This window comes from Roseibium denhamense (assembly GCF_009711415.1).
Classification (GTDB): Bacteria; Pseudomonadota; Alphaproteobacteria; order Rhizobiales; family Stappiaceae; genus Roseibium; species Roseibium denhamense.
Map to the genome: position 1 here is coordinate 154,272 of NZ_SMLZ01000111.1, position 16,346 is coordinate 170,617.

The following is a 16,346-nucleotide window of genomic DNA, read 5'->3' on the forward strand; positions in this document are numbered from 1 at the left end:
TTAACGGCCATCCACCTTTTGAGGTGCTGTGCCCGGCAGACCAGCGCCTTCCGTATGTTTTCAACTCTCCCCATTCGGGCCGGCAGTATCCGCAGAGCTTTGTCGAAGGCTCAAGGCTTGATGCGGTGTCAATAAGACGTTCGGAAGATGCCTATGTGGATGACCTTTTCGCTCACGTTGTTCCGCTGGGCGCCCCCATGCTCAGAGCGCATTTTCCAAGAGCCTATCTTGATGTGAACCGGGAACCTTATGAACTTGATCCGAAGATGTTCGATGGACGGCTTCCGTCCTACGCCAACATCCGGTCCATCAGAGTTGCCGGCGGGCTTGGAACCGTTGCCCGTATCGTGAGCGAAAATCACGAGATCTACAGGCACAAGCTTCCTGTGGAGGCTGCTCTCAACCGCATCGAAACTATCTACAAGCCCTATCACTCGACGCTCAGACGGCTTCTCGCCCAAACGCACGTGACATTTGGATATTCGGTCCTGATCGATTGCCATTCCATGCCGTCCAGCGTGAAATGCCAGACAACAGATACACGTCCGGACTTCGTGCTAGGCGACCGCTACGGCACCAGTTGTGGCGGGGCGCTTACCGAATTTGCAAGCTCCATATTGACCAGGATGGGATACAGCGTCAGCCGGAACAAACCTTACGCCGGCGGCTTTATCACCGAACATTACGGCCGCCCTGCTGGCGGGCTGCATGCCCTTCAGATCGAGATCAACCGGGGCCTTTACGTGAATGAGACAACTCAAGAACTCACGCCGGGCTTTGGGACACTGTTTCATGATTTGCGCGAGTTCGTGCAGGAGCTCACCAGCATGCCGGACGCATCATTATTCGCCGATCCGATCGCAGCCGAATAATTCCATCGCTTGAAATAAAAAAGAGGCCGCACTCTAACGAGGCGGCCCGAGTCTAGGGAGGAAACGCCCAAGGAGGGCGATGCGGTAGAACGTACCGCACCGCAATAAAGTCGCATTGCATCGCACAAAAATCAAGGCTGGAGCCCCGTTCGCCTTGCTCAAATAATGAGCAAGGCGTCATGTTTTACCGATCCAATTTTCGGCAAATCACGTTATAGAAGCCCAAACGTTCGAAAAACCGAACAGATCCCTGTATCCCGCCCGCTCTGGAGCCACCTCATGACAGCAGCCGTTCCCCAAAGCTCTCATATATTTGCGCAGTTTCTGGAACAACTTGCTGACGCCGCTGGCGCTGCCATTATGCCCCATTTCCGGCAGGGATCAGCGATCGACAACAAACTGGAAAAAGGGTTTGATCCGGTCACCATTGCCGACAAGAACGGCGAATTGGCCATGCGTGATCTGATTAACCGCACATACCCATCCCATGGCATTTTGGGCGAGGAGCATGGCCCTGAGAACCTGGAGGCCGAGCACGTCTGGGTTCTTGATCCGATTGATGGAACCCGCGCGTTCATCACAGGACTGCCAACGTGGGGATCCCTTATCGGCCTTTGCAGTTCGAAAAAACCGTCGCTGGGCATGATGCTGCAGCCCTATATCGGGGAACGGTTCACAGGCGATTGCAGTGGCGCGTGGTATTCAGGCCCGTTAGGTACACAAAAACTCACGTGCCGTCCCTGCACGGGCATTGAAAACGCGACGGTTTTCACGACCACACCCGCGCTTTTTAATCAGGTTGAGCGACCCGTCTTCGACCAAATAGAACAAATAGCACAACTGACCCGGTACGGCACAGATTGTTATGCCTATTGTATGGTTGCTGCCGGCCAGGGCGATGCGGTCATTGAATCCGGCCTGCAAGCCTATGATATCGTTGCGCTGGTACCGATTATCGAGGGCGCAGGCGGAGTGGTCACGACCTGGACTGGTGGATCTCCGGCAGATGGCGGCCAGATCGTCGCGAGCGGTGATCCCAGGCTCCACGACCTTCTGCTCAAGGAGTTGTCAGCGGCTGCATCCGCCTAATCCATCAAGCAGCAAGCTCAAACCCTTGGTTGGCTATTCGGCACCCGCCCTTCGTGCAAGATCCTGTTCGGCCTCAAATCCTGGCAGAAACGCATCGAATGCCGCCCAGAACTGATCTCTGAAAACATCGCGTTCCATCATCAATTCGTGTTCGGCCCCAGGAATCTCGATGTAAGTTGCCGCTTTTGTGCGGGACACGAAATCTTCGATCATAGGCGTCGAAACGATACGGTCATTCCCTGCGGCCAGAACAAGGCACGGCAGCCGCACATTGGGGCCGGCATTCCTCAGCCGCAGATTTTTCATGGCTCTGGCGGCTGCATTCAACCAACCGAGTGTCGGAGACCCAATACCGAGATCGGGCGCGACGTCCAGAACCTTGTTAAACCGGTCAAACCGCGCTTGATCGGACGTCTGCCGGTTTGTGTGGAAGGGAACAAGGATCTGGGAGTTGCCGCCCGGCACGAAGAGCCGCCCAAGGCCGATTAATGCTGCAAAGTAGGCTAGCGGAAACCCAATCGTTTCAGCAAGCGGAGGTTTGCGTGCGGACGCGGACCTGGGTGGCTTTTTCCTGATAAGGCCCAGGCTGAGGACGCTCACCAAAAAGCGTTTGATGGAAAACCCCTTGCCGCTATTGGCAAGCCCCAGCAAGGGAGCCGTCAATATCGCCCGGTCCAGCATCGTTCGCAGTCGCTCGGTATCTGAAAGGAGAACCAGCGCCCCTGTTGAATGCGCCACCGCGAAATGCGGGCCCGAGTAAGTTGCCAACGAGACTTCTTTCAGGATTGTCCGCAGATCCAGCCTGAATTTTGCAAAGCTGCGGATATGGCCGCGCTTCGGATTACGGGTCATGCGCTGTGATCCGCCCTGGCCACGCCAGTCGAACGTCACGACGTTGAAGCCACGCTCACGCAGATCGGAGATAATCTCAAAATACTTCTCTATGAATTCCGACCGCCCTTGAAGAAGCGTAACCGTTCCAAGTCGGCGGCTGCCGGTTGCCGGCCAATGAGCGAAACGCAGTCTCACTTTGTCCGGCGTGACGATGACACCGCTTTTTGCCCCATCAGGAACCGGGTTTTCAGGAATTGAAATCAATAAGCTCATGGCAATCCGGTCTCGACCTCGACACCCAACTGATACAAGCCAAAAACGACCGCCTCAATAGGCTTCCAGCCGGTCCCCCAAGGAACCGGCCCGAAAGACTTTACAAGTCCGGCAAAAGCTTACCATCCGTAGGTGCGGTAGTAACCTTGTCCGATCGGCCGGCTGCGAACAACTTGTGCGGTACGGCTGTCGACCACCAGTCTCATCGGCATTCCCCGCCATCCACGGGCCTTCACAATGTAGACGGGGCCGCGCTTGTCCAGAATCTTGATCCGGTAGTATCCCTGGTGGCGAAGGCTGCGGCGGATTTGGCGTGGCTTCATCTTGTGCCCGTACCAATGACGCTCACCGCGCCATCCGCGCCCTCCATGCCGATGATCAACCTGAACAATTCGTTCCGAGGCAACATCCTGCCCAAGAAGCTTTGTGTGTCCGGGCGAAGCAGCCGCGCTGCTGGACACGGATGCAGCTGCAAGGAAAGCAATTGCGGCAAGTGGGGCGGCGATACTGGATGCGGTCTTGAACATTACATGTCTCCTTGTCCTTGCCAGCGCTTCGCTGACGATGAAAGGAGATTGCCTGACTGCGTTTGAACCCAACCGGAAGCATCCGTTCATCGCAGGTTCATGTCCAAAGCAACGGACCACTTGTCTCCTCTTGACAAGAAATCGACCAATTCCCACCTCTCCCATTGCAGGCGCCAATAGGGTCTGCATCACACGCTGCTCCCGCCTGTATGGGGGAGCCGCACAACGAAACAGTGAAGTATCAGTTGCTCAAATAGAGGACATAATCATGCGTCACTTCGACCTGACACCGCTCTACCGCTCCACCGTCGGCTTTGACCGCCTTTTCTCCATGCTGGACAACGCCGGTGCGGATACACCAAGCTACCCGCCCTACAACATCGAACGCACGGGTGAAAACGCCTACCGGATCACCATGGCCGTCGCCGGGTTCTCCGAGGATGAGCTCTCCTTGGAAGCCAAGGAGCACGTCCTGACGATCAAGGGCGAGAAAAGCGAAGAGGATTCCAACCGCGAAATTCTTTATCGCGGCATCGCATCGCGCACGTTCGAGCGCCGCTTCCAGATTGCGGAATACGTCCGTGTTGACGGAGCCAGCCTCGAAAACGGCCTGCTTCACGTGGACCTTGTCCGCGAATTGCCGGAAGCCATGAAGCCGCGTAAAATCGAGATCACGTCCAACACGGCGAAGCAGATCGAAACGACTGCCCATTAAGCGTTGAACTGAAGATTGTTTTGGAAGCGCCTTGCCTCAAGGCGCTTCCTTGGTTTTAAGTGGCCGGTTTCAGCGTATTTAGGAACGCGTCGACATCTTCGCTTGTGGTTGCAAAGCAAGTGACCATGCGCAGGCAGACCTCATCGTCACTTGGCCGGATCGAATCAGGCAGATCACCTCCCGGCCATTCGTAAAGCTTTGCACCAGCGGCTTGAAGCTGTTCAAACTGGCTCCGCTTGAGAATCGGAAACACTTCATTTGCCTCCACCGGACACGCAGTCCGCCCGCCCGCCGCTCTAATTCCTTCTGCCAGCAGCAGGGCCATCGCGTTTGCGTGAGCGGCTGTCCCCAGCCAGTTGCCGTCCTCGAAATAGCCCTCGAACTGGGCCGCGGAGAAGCGGTTCTTCGAGAACAGGTGCCCGCCGCGCTTGCGCAGATATTCAAAGCCTTCGGCAGCCTTTAGATCAAAAAACACCACAGCTTCCGCACACCAGCATCCGTTCTTTGTCGCTCCGAAGGAAAGAACATCGACACCGGCACGCCAGGTCATATCGGCAGGAGAGCACCCGAGCGTGCTGAGCGCATTGGCGAACCGGGCCCCGTCCATATGGAGCGGCACATCACGGGAGGCAGCCACCTCTTTGAGTGCTGCGATTTCATCAAGCGTATAGACAGTGCCCCACTCCGTTGCCTGCGTGAGTGAAACAGCGGCAACGCGTCCATGGTGAACAACGCCATCGGGAAATGCCGACATGGATGATCGCAGCGAATCTGGCGTCATCTTGCCGAAGTCCCCGGGGACACTGACAAGCTTATTGCCGCCTGTCATGAACTCCGGACAATTGCATTCATCGACCTGCACATGCGAATCGCGATGACAGAACACCACTCCCCCAGGCTTGGCATAGGCGGCCAAGGCGAGCGCATTTGCAGCGGTTCCCGTTGCCACCTGAAAAACGGCAACGTCGCGTTCAAAAATTTCGTTGAATGTCTGAGCGACGCTCTCGGTAAGCGGATCTGATGTGTAAGCGGGCGCGTAGCCCGTATTATGGCGGGTCAGCGCCGACATCACCGCCGGAGCCGCACCCGCCCAGTTGTCACTGGCAAAATTCATAGGCCGGTTTAAGCACTCACACTTGGAACCGGCAACCCGTAATCCGGATCAGTAGTACATTTCGCGCTTCCGATAGGATCGTCCAAGCAGCCAATCCAGGGATAACGCACCCGGTCCCTTCAGGGTTGGAACGAGCAGAAGAAAAATCCACATGAGCCGGTCATCTGCGATGATTGAATAAGGATCGCCATCGAACAGAGCGCCAATCGTTTTGGCATCCGCACCGTGGCCTGTGATGTCGACATAAGACATCACCACAATGAACACGATCATTCCAAGACTAGCCGCCCGCGTGAACAGGCCAACCACGACCAGAACCGGCAAAATGAATTCGCCCCACGTTCCAAGGAGAACAATCAGTCCATAGGGAAAAAAAGCGATCTGACTCGTGTCGTAACTCACCTGCTCCATAAGCTGCGGCAGCATTTGCGCGTAGGCACCGGCTGTCGGCGTAAAGATGTTCATGAAATTGCCGCCAATTTTGGTCAGCGCAGAATTCCAGAAAAACTGAAACAAGACGGCAGCGAAAATCACGCGTGATGCAAGCCCCAAGAGCCAACCATTGGTGAGCTGCTCGAGCGTCCCAAATACAACTGTATAAAGCCTGACGAAGAATCCGATCAGTGCCCCCATAACTACCCCCTTACCGCAGCTGGTGCGTGGCGCTTGGCCTATTGCACAATGATATCTTTAAATGCACCGCTAGAGAAACAGTCCGACAGAGCGCCGGACAACGAAAATTCCGGATCCGCCGCTGCAGAGGCTTCGGCGGCCTCCTGGAGCGTGCGCCCCTTCAAAAGCAGATCCATGAAAACAGCATTGCTGTGCTGAACGAAAGTCATCTTCACATCAAGCTCAGGCCGGGTCACCAGCACCTGCTGTGGCTGCTTCAAGTCGACAGAAACTGTATCGTTTTTTTCAAATCGGTTCTGGCGAACGAGATCGAGAATCGGAAACTCGGACACAATAAGCGCAGATGCCGGATGCGGCTCGAATCGCGCGGCTCCCAGCTGTTCGGGAGCAATCGCAACGACCACGGAAGGGTCCAACGGCCCGCAATCAGCTGTATGATAGGCCTGTAGCCATGCCCACTCCAAACGCGCGACATCAGCGAGATACGGATAGCCCGCCAAAGGAGGAAAAGCCTCCAGAAAAGCCGGGAAGTCGGCACCATACCACAGCAACACAGGTGATTGCGGCGGATGTACTGTTACAAATGCTCTGGCTAGTGCCTGGAAATACTCATCGCCAAGCAGATTCTGAACAGCGGGAAATGTTTGCGCCAAAGCCTCTGACAGGCTTACGACGACATTGTTGCGGTACACATTGAACCGTTTCGGTGAGATGTCGCCATCGGGGCCGACAATTCCGCGCGGCGCCGCCTCGTCAGGCTTCAACAAAGCCGAACTGAATTCTGCAGCGCTAACAGTGGATACCGGCATCGCGCGCTCTTTACATTGCTTCTTTATAAGACGCGGAAAGGGTCCGCTGCATTAGGCGGTCAGCGGCCTCGACCTCTTCCAACAGGACAGGCCACGACGGGACGTCGTTGTCCCATTCTATCAAGGTCGGAACAGCCCCAGCCCGCTCAATGGCAAAGGCATAAAGCGACCATACGGCATCATCGACCTCGCGGTCATGTGCATCAATCAACAAAGGCCTGCCGTGATCATCCGTGTCGGGAGCGTGTCCCCCAAGGTGAATCTCGCCCACTGCTTCCATGGGAAATTCATTCAGATAATCCCGTGGACAGCTTTCGTGATTTATAGCGGAAACATAGACATTGTTGACGTCGAGCAAAAGGCCGCAGCCGGTCCGCGCAACAACCTGTTTCAAAAAGTCCAGTTCGCTCATCGAGCTTTGCTCGAAGGCAATATAGGTCGACGGATTTTCCAGCAGCATCTGGCGGCCTACAACATCCTGGACCTCATCGATATGGTCACAAACCCGATTAAGGGATTCAGTGTCATAAGGAACGGGCAGAAGGTCATTGTAGTAGACGGTGTCATGCGTCGACCAGGCCAAGTGTTCGGAAAACAGGCCTGGCGCATATCGCTTGTTAAGCGCTGCAAGCCTTGCCAGATGCGCTTTGTCGAGGGTTCCTTCGCCACCGATGGACAATCCGACCCCGTGAAGCGACAAGGGATATCGGTCACGCATGGCTTCGAGTTGCCGGTGCGGCCGCCCTCCGTCTCCCATGTAATTTTCTGCGTGGACCTCAAAAAAACCCACATCTGCGGAGGTATTTAGGACCGTCTCTATGTGCTCGGACTTGAGGCCGGCTCCGGCTCGCGCAGGAACATCCGCCGCTGGTCTTGGCCGTTCAGGTGAGGTGGTCTTCAAGGTTCGCTCCAAAATGGCCCGCGAGTTCCCGCCGGATGGCAGATAACCGCCATCCCGCAACGTATTCATCAGAATGACCAGATATCAGGCTTCCGGCAAGTCCCGGTCAAGCTCGGACAAGGATCCCTTGCGGTCGCCAGGCAATTCCATGGTGACGCATGTGCCCTTGGGGACCAAGGTCCATGCATTGCCCTGATAATCTACTGTCGAGCTGCCGGCACACGTCGTACCCGGTCCTGCTTTACAATCGTTTTGACCAGCCAGGGAAATACCATAGCATTTCTCCTTGGCTTGAGCGTGGGCCGGAGTGGTGGCCGACAGGCCTGCAACTGCTGTCGCAACGGCACCGGCTACAAATGCTGCGGTCATCGCCTTTTGTGTCATGTCTATCTCCTCTGGTCGAGCCGACTTAAAATTGGTGCTTCGGCACTATCATTCGGTTCGCGCCGGACACTCCTGATACATGCTCGTAATGCGGATAAATGGGAAATCAAACGCCCGTGACCCTGTCGCGAGCGCGCCCCTTCGAACAAGTATCCAGCAACAATCTTACACAAAGATGCGCCCGCAGGACTTTTAGAGACGCTTGGCAGGCCACATGCGAAACATCTATAATGATATGGTGAAGAAACGCTCTTGCCGATGGCGGAGAAATCTGTCATGGTCCGCGCGCCTAGGATAGGACAGTCATGCTGTCCTTTTATCGAGCTGCGGTAACGCCATGTGTTAGGCGCGCGTGCCTGTGGTAAGATCAGGTAGCCTGCATGCCGGTTCCGGGGAGGAATACGGGTCCGGAGGCAAAACAGTTTCGGCAGCGGACATCCGCTGCGTCAATGCGACGGTTTGTTTAGGGCGGCCGTTGCGGAATATACAACACCAGAGCCGCGGCATAAGCCAGGGTTCACCGAGCCGCAATCTTGAAAGATTGCGACCCGACTAGATCCCGGCGCTCAAAGCGACGGTTTAACTGGGGTTAGAAGTGAGGGCGCACATGACGAATATAGAGCTGACGACCAGCACAGCTATGCAGGCAGCAGGTACGGAGACAAAGTCTACCGTCACCAAGACACTTGCAGACCGACTGGGCACGGCCGCCGAAAAAGGGCTCTACAATCCGTCACGCGAACACGACGCCTGCGGTGTCGGCTTCGTCGCGCATATGAAGGGCCAAAAATCCCACAAGATCGTCGCCGATGGCCTTCAGGTTCTCGAAAACCTGACCCATCGCGGTGCCGTTGGCGCGGACCCGCTCATGGGTGATGGCGCCGGTATGCTTATCCAGATCCCCCACGCCTTTTTCAAAGAGGAAATGGCAAAAGCGGGATCCGAGCTGCCTGAGGCTGGCAATTACGGTGTGGGCTTCCTGTTTTTGCCGCAAGACGATGATCTTCGCTCCAAGTGCGAGGAGATCGTTGAGCGCGTCATCGCGGCGGAAGGTCAGCAACTCATCGGCTGGCGGGATGTGCCTGTCGACAACGCCTCCCTTTCCAAAGCTCCGGATATTGCCGCGACAGAACCGGTTTCACGCCAGGTCTTTATAAAAAAGTCCAGTGATGATGACGAGAAGGCATTCGAGCGGCGGCTCTATGTGCTTCGCAAAGTGATCTCCAACACGGTTCGCGCAGAGACCGATGCGGTCAAGAAGGGCTTTTATATCGTTTCGCTTTCAAGCCGGACGATCGTCTATAAGGGCATGTTTCTGGCCTATCAGCTTGGTGCGTATTATGCGGATCTGAGCGACGAACGGTTTACGTCGGCGCTGGCGCTTGTGCACCAGCGTTTTTCCACCAACACATTCCCGTCCTGGGATTTGTCGCACCCTTACCGTAAGGTCTCGCATAACGGCGAGATCAACACACTGCGCGGTAACGTCAATTGGATGGCGGCACGGCAGGCATCGGTGTCCTCAGCACTGCTGGGGGACGACATCTCAAAACTCTGGCCGATTTCCTATGAAGGCCAGTCCGACACGGCTTGTTTCGACAATGCGCTCGAATTCCTGGTCATGGGCGGCTACTCGCTGGCACATGCTGCGATGATGCTCATCCCCGAGGCGTGGGCCGGAAACCCGTTGATGGACGACAACCGGCGCGCCTTTTACGAATATCACGCCGCGCTTATGGAGCCTTGGGACGGTCCGGCCGCGGTTGCTTTCACGGATGGACGGCAGATCGGAGCCACGCTGGACCGGAACGGATTGCGTCCCGCCCGCTACATCGTCACCGAAGACGATTTTGTAATCATGTCGTCAGAGGTTGGTGTCCTTCCGGTTGAAGAGGAAAAAATCGTCCAGAAGTGGCGCCTTCAGCCGGGCCGCATGCTGCTGATCGATATGGAAGAGGGCCGTATCGTCTCGGATGATGAGATCAAGCGGCAACTGTCAACGGCCAACCCTTATAAGGACTGGCTGCACCGGTCCCAGATCGTGCTGGAAGATCTTCCTGGCGTACGCCAGCGCGCGCCAGTCGCCGGTGAGAGCCTGCTCGACCGCCAGCAAGCATTCGGCTACACGCAGGAAGACATTAAACTTCTGATGACGCCAATGGCGACCATTGGCCAGGAAGCGATCGGTTCAATGGGAACCGACACCCCGATTTCAGCTTTATCTGACAAGTCGAAGCTTCTTTACACATACTTCAAGCAGAACTTCGCTCAGGTCACGAACCCTCCGATTGACCCGATCCGCGAAGAATTGGTTATGAGCCTTGTATCGTTCATCGGCCCCCGTCCGAACATTTTTGATCTGGGCGGCCTGTCAACGTCCAAGCGCCTCGAAGTACGTCAGCCGATTTTGACAAACGAGGATTTGGAAAAGATCCGCGCGATTGGGGATATCGCCGACAATCAGTTTTCCGCCAAGACGCTAGACATCACCTACAATGCGGAAAAAAGTTCCGGCGGCATGGAAAGCGCTCTGCAGGAACTCTGCGATCGCGCTGAAGCGGCTGTTCACAACGGCTACAACATCATCATCCTATCCGACCGGCTCATCAGCCGGACCCGGATCGCAATTCCGGCACTGCTTGCAACGGCGGCAGTCCATCATCACTTGATCCGCAAGGGATTGCGGACCTCGGTCGGACTTGTTGTTGAGACCGGCGAAGCGCGTGAAGTCCACCACTTCTGTGTGCTTGCAGGCTACGGCGCGGAGGCGATCAATCCGTACCTGGCGTTCGAAACCCTTCTGTCCATGCACATGGAGATGGATTTCCCGGAAGAAGTGGATCAGTTCGAGGTCGTCGAGCGTTACATCAAATCCATCGACAAGGGCATCTTGAAGGTCATGTCCAAAATGGGCATTTCGACCTATCAGTCCTACTGCGGCGCCCAGATTTTCGACGCCGTCGGATTGTCGTCGGAGTTCGTTGAGCAGTACTTCTTCGGCACGGCAACCATGATCGAGGGCATTGGCCTCGCGGAAGTCGCCGAAGAGACCGTGCAGCGTCAGTCCGCTGCTTTCGGCGATGTCGAAATTCTGCGCCGCTCACTCGACGTCGGCGGCGAGTATGCTTACCGCACACGTGGCGAAAGCCATATGTGGACCCCGGATTCCATCGCCAATCTGCAGCATGCGGTCCGGGCAAACCTCCCTGACATGTACCGGGCTTTCGCGAAGGAAGTGAACGAGGAAAGCGGACGTTACTCGATCCGCGGATTGTTCCGGATCAAAAGCGCGGAGGAAATCGGCCGAACATCCATCGACATCTCGGACGTCGAACCCGCCGAAGCCATCGTGAAACGGTTTGTGACCGGCGCAATGTCCTTTGGATCGATTTCTCGCGAAGCACATGCGACCCTAGCAGTTGCCATGAACCGGCTCGGCGGGAAGTCGAATACTGGCGAAGGCGGTGAGGAGCCGGAACGCTTCAACCCTATGCCGGACGGGTCAATGAACCCGGAACGCTCTGCCATCAAGCAGGTCGCCTCCGGCCGTTTCGGCGTGACCACCGAGTATCTTGTCAACTCTGACATGATACAGATTAAGGTGGCTCAAGGTGCAAAGCCTGGCGAAGGCGGCCAGCTGCCCGGCCACAAGGTGGATGCTGTAATCGCGAAGGTGCGGCATTCGACGCCGGGCGTTGGCCTGATTTCTCCACCTCCCCACCATGACATCTATTCAATCGAGGATCTGGCACAGCTGATCTATGACTTGAAAAACGTCAATCCGGCTGCCGATATCTCCGTAAAGCTTGTCTCCGAAGTTGGTGTTGGAACGGTAGCGGCAGGTGTTGCCAAGGCACGTGCCGACCATATCACCGTCTCCGGATTCGACGGTGGTACGGGGGCCTCCCCGCTCACCTCCATCAAGCACGCCGGCAGCCCATGGGAAATCGGCCTGGCAGAAACCCAGCAGACACTGGTTCTGAACGGTCTGCGCTCCCGCGTTGCCCTTCAGGTCGATGGCGGTTTACGGACCGGACGCGACGTGATCGTTGGCGCACTTCTTGGCGCAGATGAATTCGGGTTCTCAACGGCGCCCCTCATTGCCGCTGGTTGCCTGATGATGCGAAAATGCCACCTCAACACCTGCCCGGTCGGTATTGCGACGCAGGACCCGGTGTTGCGGAAACGGTTTAAGGGCACGCCGGAGCACGTCATCAATTACTTCTTCTATGTTGCAGAAGAGGTCCGCGAGTTGATGGCATCCCTCGGCGTTACCAAACTTGACGACATGATCGGACGGACCGACTACCTCGACAAGAATGCAGCGCTTGATCACTGGAAGGCCAAGGGGCTTGATTTCAAGCGCCTCTTCTTCCAGCCAGAGGCACCCCCGGAAGAAACGCGTTGGACGGCCCGTCAGGACCATCCGATTGACGACATTTTGGACCGGCGTCTGATTGCTGCGGCTCAGCCGACGCTTGAGACCCGCGAGCCCATGGAAATCCATGAGACCATTTGCTCGGTGGATCGGTCGGTCGGTGCAATGCTGTCCGGCGAGATCGCGAAGCGTTACGGCAGCAAGGGCTTGAAAAAGCCCGATACGCTGATGATCAAACTAAAAGGAACTGCTGGCCAAGCATTCGGAGCGTTTGTCGCCAAAGGTGTCACGATCGACCTGGAAGGCGATGCCAACGATTATGTCGGCAAAGGCTTGTCTGGCGGCAAACTGATTGTCCGCCCGCCTGAAAACACCCGGATTGTTGCGGAAAATTCCATCATTGTTGGGAATACGGTTCTGTATGGAGCGACCGAAGGCGAGTGTTACTTCCGCGGTGTTGCAGGAGAACGTTTTGCCGTCCGGAATTCCGGCGCCATCGCTGTTGTCGAAGGTGTTGGCGATCACGGCTGCGAGTATATGACTGGCGGAGTTGTTGTGGTTATCGGCCAGACCGGGCGGAACTTTGCCGCCGGCATGTCTGGTGGGATCGCCTATGTTCTCGATGAAGACGGGACATTCGGCACCAGGTGCAATCTGGCCATGGTCGAGCTTGAACCGGTGACCGAGGAAGATGATCTTCTTGAGAAGCTGCACCACCATGGCGGCGACATTGAACACAAGGGCCGCGTCGATCTTTCATGCGACATGACCCGTCATGACGACGAACGTTTGCGTCAGATGCTCGAAAAGCATGTTCAATACACAGGATCAGCCAAAGCTGCCGAGATCTTGGGCAACTGGGAGCGTTTCCGTCCGAAATTCGTAAAAGTTATGCCGGTCGAATACCGCCGCGCATTGCGCGAGATGGAAGAGCAGCGCCTCGGAATGGTCGCAGCAGAGTAACGCCAAAATGGACAGGAAGGCTCTCGGCCGCCCCGTGCGGCCGATTGGAGCCTTCCAACGCACGAATAGAATTTGAGGAGGCCGCCTTGGGCAAGGTAACCGGTTTTTTGGAGATTGATCGGCAGGAACAAAAGTACCAGCCGGCGTCGGATCGGATCCGGCATTTCCGCGAGTTTACAATTCCGCTGAATGACCAGGAAGTTGCCAATCAGGCCGCGCGCTGCATGGACTGCGGCATTCCTTTTTGCCATGGCCCGGCCGGTTGCCCTGTGAACAACCAGATCCCTGACTGGAACGATCTCGTGTATCAGGGGGATTGGGATATCGCGCTTCGCAATCTGCATTCGACAAACAACTTCCCTGAATTTACGGGCCGCATTTGCCCAGCCCCATGTGAAGAGGCTTGCACGCTTAATCTGGAAGATGTTCCGGTCAATATCAAAAGCGTCGAACAAGCAATCGCGGACAAGGGCTGGGAAGAAGGCTGGATTACGCCGCAGCCCTCAGCGCGGAAAACCGGCAAGGCAGTTGCGATCATCGGCTCCGGTCCCGCCGGCATGGCAGCCGCTCAGCAACTCGGCCGCGCCGGCCACACGGTTCACGTATACGAGCGTGAACCGAAGGCTGGCGGCCTGCTGCGCTACGGCATCCCCGACTTCAAGATGGAGAAGCACTACATCGACCGCCGGGTCAAACAGATGGAAGGCGAAGGTGTCACGTTCCACTACGGTGTAAATGTCGGCGTAACAGTCAGCCTCGATGAACTTTCAGAACGCCACGATGCGGTTATCCTATGCGCCGGAGCGGAACGTCCCCGGGATCCGGGTGTGGAAGGCATGGACCTGCACGGATGTCACTGGGCGATGGATTATCTGGTTCAACAGAACCGCCGTGTCGGCGGCGAGCCGGAAGGAGCCGAAGCGCCCATCTGGGCCGGCGGCAAACATGTCGTTGTCATTGGAGGCGGTGATACGGCGTCCGACTGTGTTGGAACAGCTTTCCGTCAGGGCGCGCTCTCGGTCACACAGCTTGATATCCGGCCCATTCCTCCGCTGAAGGAAGACAAAATGACAGTCTGGCCGTATTGGCCGACGAAGTTCAGGACATCGTCCTCGCAAGCCGAAGGCGCGGAACGAGAGTTTTCCGCAGCAACGCTTGGGCTTGTCGCCGATGAAGACAATGTGGTGACCGGTGTCAAATGTGCTCGGGTCGATGAAAAGCGGCAGCCAATCGCGGGAACCGAGTTCATTTTAAGGGCCGATCTTGTGTTTGCCGCGATCGGATTTTCCGGTCCGCGCCTCGACACCTATATCGCGCAGGCCGGTGACAAGCTTGAGCTGGATGGCCGGACCAACGTCAAAGCCAACACAGATGATTACAAGACCACGATGGAAAACGTCTTCGCTGCAGGTGACGTGCGCAAGGGGCAATCTCTTGTGGTCTGGGCAATCCGCGAAGGCCGGCAAGCCGCCAGAGCTGTTGATGAATTCCTGACGGGATCTTCTGATCTGCCACGTTAAGGGCGTAAGGGTTGCCCGCAGGTCCACCGCCTTTCGAGCATAAACGGGTTCCCGGACGCGTTTTCAGCGCGTCCGGGAGTGTCCTTTGCCGGACCCGGTTCCACAACCTCTTCAGTCCGGTACGGCAGCACTACCATTTATCGGGCTGCATGTGCCGGTCACTACGATCCGCTTTGATCGGATAATCCCAAGGCCGACGTTTCTTCGATTGGGTGACGGGGATCGTCAACCCGGCCCCGGATCCTTGACGGCGGCTCACCTTTGACAAAGTACCGGTAGGCGGGACTGTTCTTGTCGATCTCGCGGGTCTCTTCGCCGCCAAGCAATAACGATTCGGGCGACGTCGTACGGCCAGTCAGAACGATGAAGTTTGGGTCATCTTCGACGCCTTCAAATGCCAGGCCACCATATCCGCCAAGCAGCCTGGAAAGCTCTCTTTCCACGAAAAACGCGACTTTTCGATACCCAGCCCACGTAAAGCCGATCCTATCATTGGTCCTCAAGCGCGCGTTCTTGCCCTCAACATCCGGGCCAAACGAGGAATACGTGCCGTCTTCCGCCAGGAAGATATCCCAAATGTCCACATAGCGGACACGGCGGTCTTCAGAGGCACCCTGGAAGAGGGAATTCAGCTGCGTAAAATCGCCGTTGAGAATCTCATTGTTGGTTGGAGGCAATCCCGCCCAGACAACCGGCTTCTTTTCGCGCCGCACCGTGTTCACGAGTTCGTCGATTTCATCCATGTAAGCTTCGAGCCACTCGGACGTCATGAACTCAACGGGAGGTTCGCCAGGAAATGCTTCGCCGATATCCTCCCGTCCGATCATCACGACAACAGCTTTTACGTCAGCTCCGCGGATTTTTGACAGGACTTGGGTAGACCAATCCGGCGCTGGCTCGCCTGTAAATCCGGACTTGTCGTCCGTAATCCGCTCAATCCGGATCTGTGGCTTGTCAGCAAGCGTGAACCGCAAGCCGTCGGCAACACCGCGTGCCATTCGGTCACCGACAACGAGAATGAGACCCGCATCGGGATCTTTTTCTACGACTTCAAATCGCGGCGCGGTTCCGGCAGGCCGCGTTGCAGCGGGCCTTTTCTCCACCGGCTTCTGGCGCTTGCGCTCACGATCCCCCCTGAAAAGGCGTTTTAGCGGGGCAAACGGATTAAAGCCTCGAAACGGTCCGTTTTGGGCCAGAATGATCGGATCGTTCCGCACATCTTCAATCGGCTCCGCCACGGCTGTGGAGGACAATGTCACAGAAGCGCTAATGACAGCAGCACATGCCACCGCCAAAAGAGACCTGATGGTTTTAAACCGTTTGCGTCCACATTT

The 16,346-nt window shown here is 56.5% G+C and carries 13 protein-coding genes; 5 read left to right on the forward strand and 8 right to left on the reverse strand.

Annotated features, from left to right (window positions below; translation table 11 throughout):
- Positions 1–26: 26 nt before the first annotated feature.
- Both E1180_RS15065 and hisN read left to right on the forward strand, forming a co-directional pair.
- Entirely contained in the window at positions 27–872 is an 846-nt protein-coding gene (locus E1180_RS15065; protein WP_155192169.1) for an N-formylglutamate amidohydrolase, read from the forward strand.
- A gap of 279 nt (positions 873–1,151) precedes the next feature.
- Positions 1,152–1,961 carry a histidinol-phosphatase gene (gene hisN / locus E1180_RS15070; RefSeq protein ID WP_155192033.1) on the forward strand — a complete coding sequence of 270 codons (810 nt, stop codon included), beginning with the start codon at positions 1,152–1,154 and terminating at the stop codon, positions 1,959–1,961.
- 33 nt (positions 1,962–1,994) lie between these two features.
- Here hisN and E1180_RS15075 read toward each other — a convergent pair whose 3' ends face one another.
- Together E1180_RS15075 and E1180_RS15080 are read right to left on the reverse strand one after the other, a co-directional pair.
- Positions 1,995–3,068 carry an alpha/beta fold hydrolase gene (locus E1180_RS15075; protein WP_155192035.1) on the reverse strand — a complete coding sequence of 358 codons (1,074 nt, stop codon included), beginning with the start codon at positions 3,066–3,068 and terminating at the stop codon, positions 1,995–1,997.
- 119 nt (positions 3,069–3,187) lie between these two features.
- The gene (locus tag E1180_RS15080) at positions 3,188–3,595 is read right to left on the reverse strand and encodes a hypothetical protein (protein ID WP_155192038.1); all 408 of its coding nucleotides are present in this window, start codon (positions 3,593–3,595) and stop codon (positions 3,188–3,190) included.
- A gap of 268 nt (positions 3,596–3,863) precedes the next feature.
- Between E1180_RS15080 and E1180_RS15085 the strand changes: the two genes are divergently transcribed.
- The gene (locus tag E1180_RS15085; protein WP_155192040.1) at positions 3,864–4,310 is read left to right on the forward strand and encodes an Hsp20 family protein; all 447 of its coding nucleotides are present in this window, start codon (positions 3,864–3,866) and stop codon (positions 4,308–4,310) included.
- A 55-nt stretch (positions 4,311–4,365) separates the two neighbouring features.
- Here E1180_RS15085 and E1180_RS15090 read toward each other — a convergent pair whose 3' ends face one another.
- The 5 genes from E1180_RS15090 to E1180_RS15110 are packed head-to-tail and all read right to left on the reverse strand — an operon-like array spanning position 4,366 to position 8,151.
- Positions 4,366–5,424, reverse strand: coding sequence for a threonine aldolase family protein (locus E1180_RS15090; RefSeq protein ID WP_155192042.1), 1,059 nt, complete (start codon positions 5,422–5,424; stop codon positions 4,366–4,368).
- A gap of 48 nt (positions 5,425–5,472) precedes the next feature.
- On the reverse strand, positions 5,473–6,057 hold the full coding sequence (locus tag E1180_RS15095; protein WP_155192045.1) for a DoxX family protein: 585 nt from the start codon (positions 6,055–6,057) through the stop codon (positions 5,473–5,475).
- A gap of 38 nt (positions 6,058–6,095) precedes the next feature.
- Complete coding sequence (locus tag E1180_RS15100; RefSeq protein ID WP_155192046.1) at positions 6,096–6,866, reverse strand: HvfC/BufC N-terminal domain-containing protein; 771 nt, start codon at positions 6,864–6,866, stop codon at positions 6,096–6,098.
- A gap of 10 nt (positions 6,867–6,876) precedes the next feature.
- Entirely contained in the window at positions 6,877–7,836 is a 960-nt protein-coding gene (gene bufB / locus E1180_RS15105) for an MNIO family bufferin maturase (protein ID WP_155192047.1), read from the reverse strand.
- A gap of 15 nt (positions 7,837–7,851) precedes the next feature.
- On the reverse strand, positions 7,852–8,151 hold the full coding sequence (locus E1180_RS15110; RefSeq protein ID WP_155192048.1) for a BufA1 family periplasmic bufferin-type metallophore: 300 nt from the start codon (positions 8,149–8,151) through the stop codon (positions 7,852–7,854).
- Positions 8,152–8,758: 607 nt separating this feature from the next.
- Between E1180_RS15110 and gltB the strand changes: the two genes are divergently transcribed.
- Together gltB and E1180_RS15120 are read left to right on the forward strand one after the other, a co-directional pair.
- Positions 8,759–13,492, forward strand: a complete 4,734-nt coding sequence (gene gltB, locus E1180_RS15115; protein ID WP_155192050.1) for a glutamate synthase large subunit — start codon at positions 8,759–8,761, stop codon at positions 13,490–13,492.
- Between the two features lie 86 nt (positions 13,493–13,578).
- Positions 13,579–15,012, forward strand: a complete 1,434-nt coding sequence (locus E1180_RS15120; protein WP_155192059.1) for a glutamate synthase subunit beta — start codon at positions 13,579–13,581, stop codon at positions 15,010–15,012.
- Positions 15,013–15,173: 161 nt separating this feature from the next.
- Here E1180_RS15120 and E1180_RS15125 read toward each other — a convergent pair whose 3' ends face one another.
- A complete protein-coding gene (locus E1180_RS15125) occupies positions 15,174–16,271 on the reverse strand; it encodes an SGNH/GDSL hydrolase family protein (protein ID WP_208997168.1) in 1,098 nt (365 codons plus the stop codon).
- Positions 16,272–16,346: the final 75 nt, after the last annotated feature.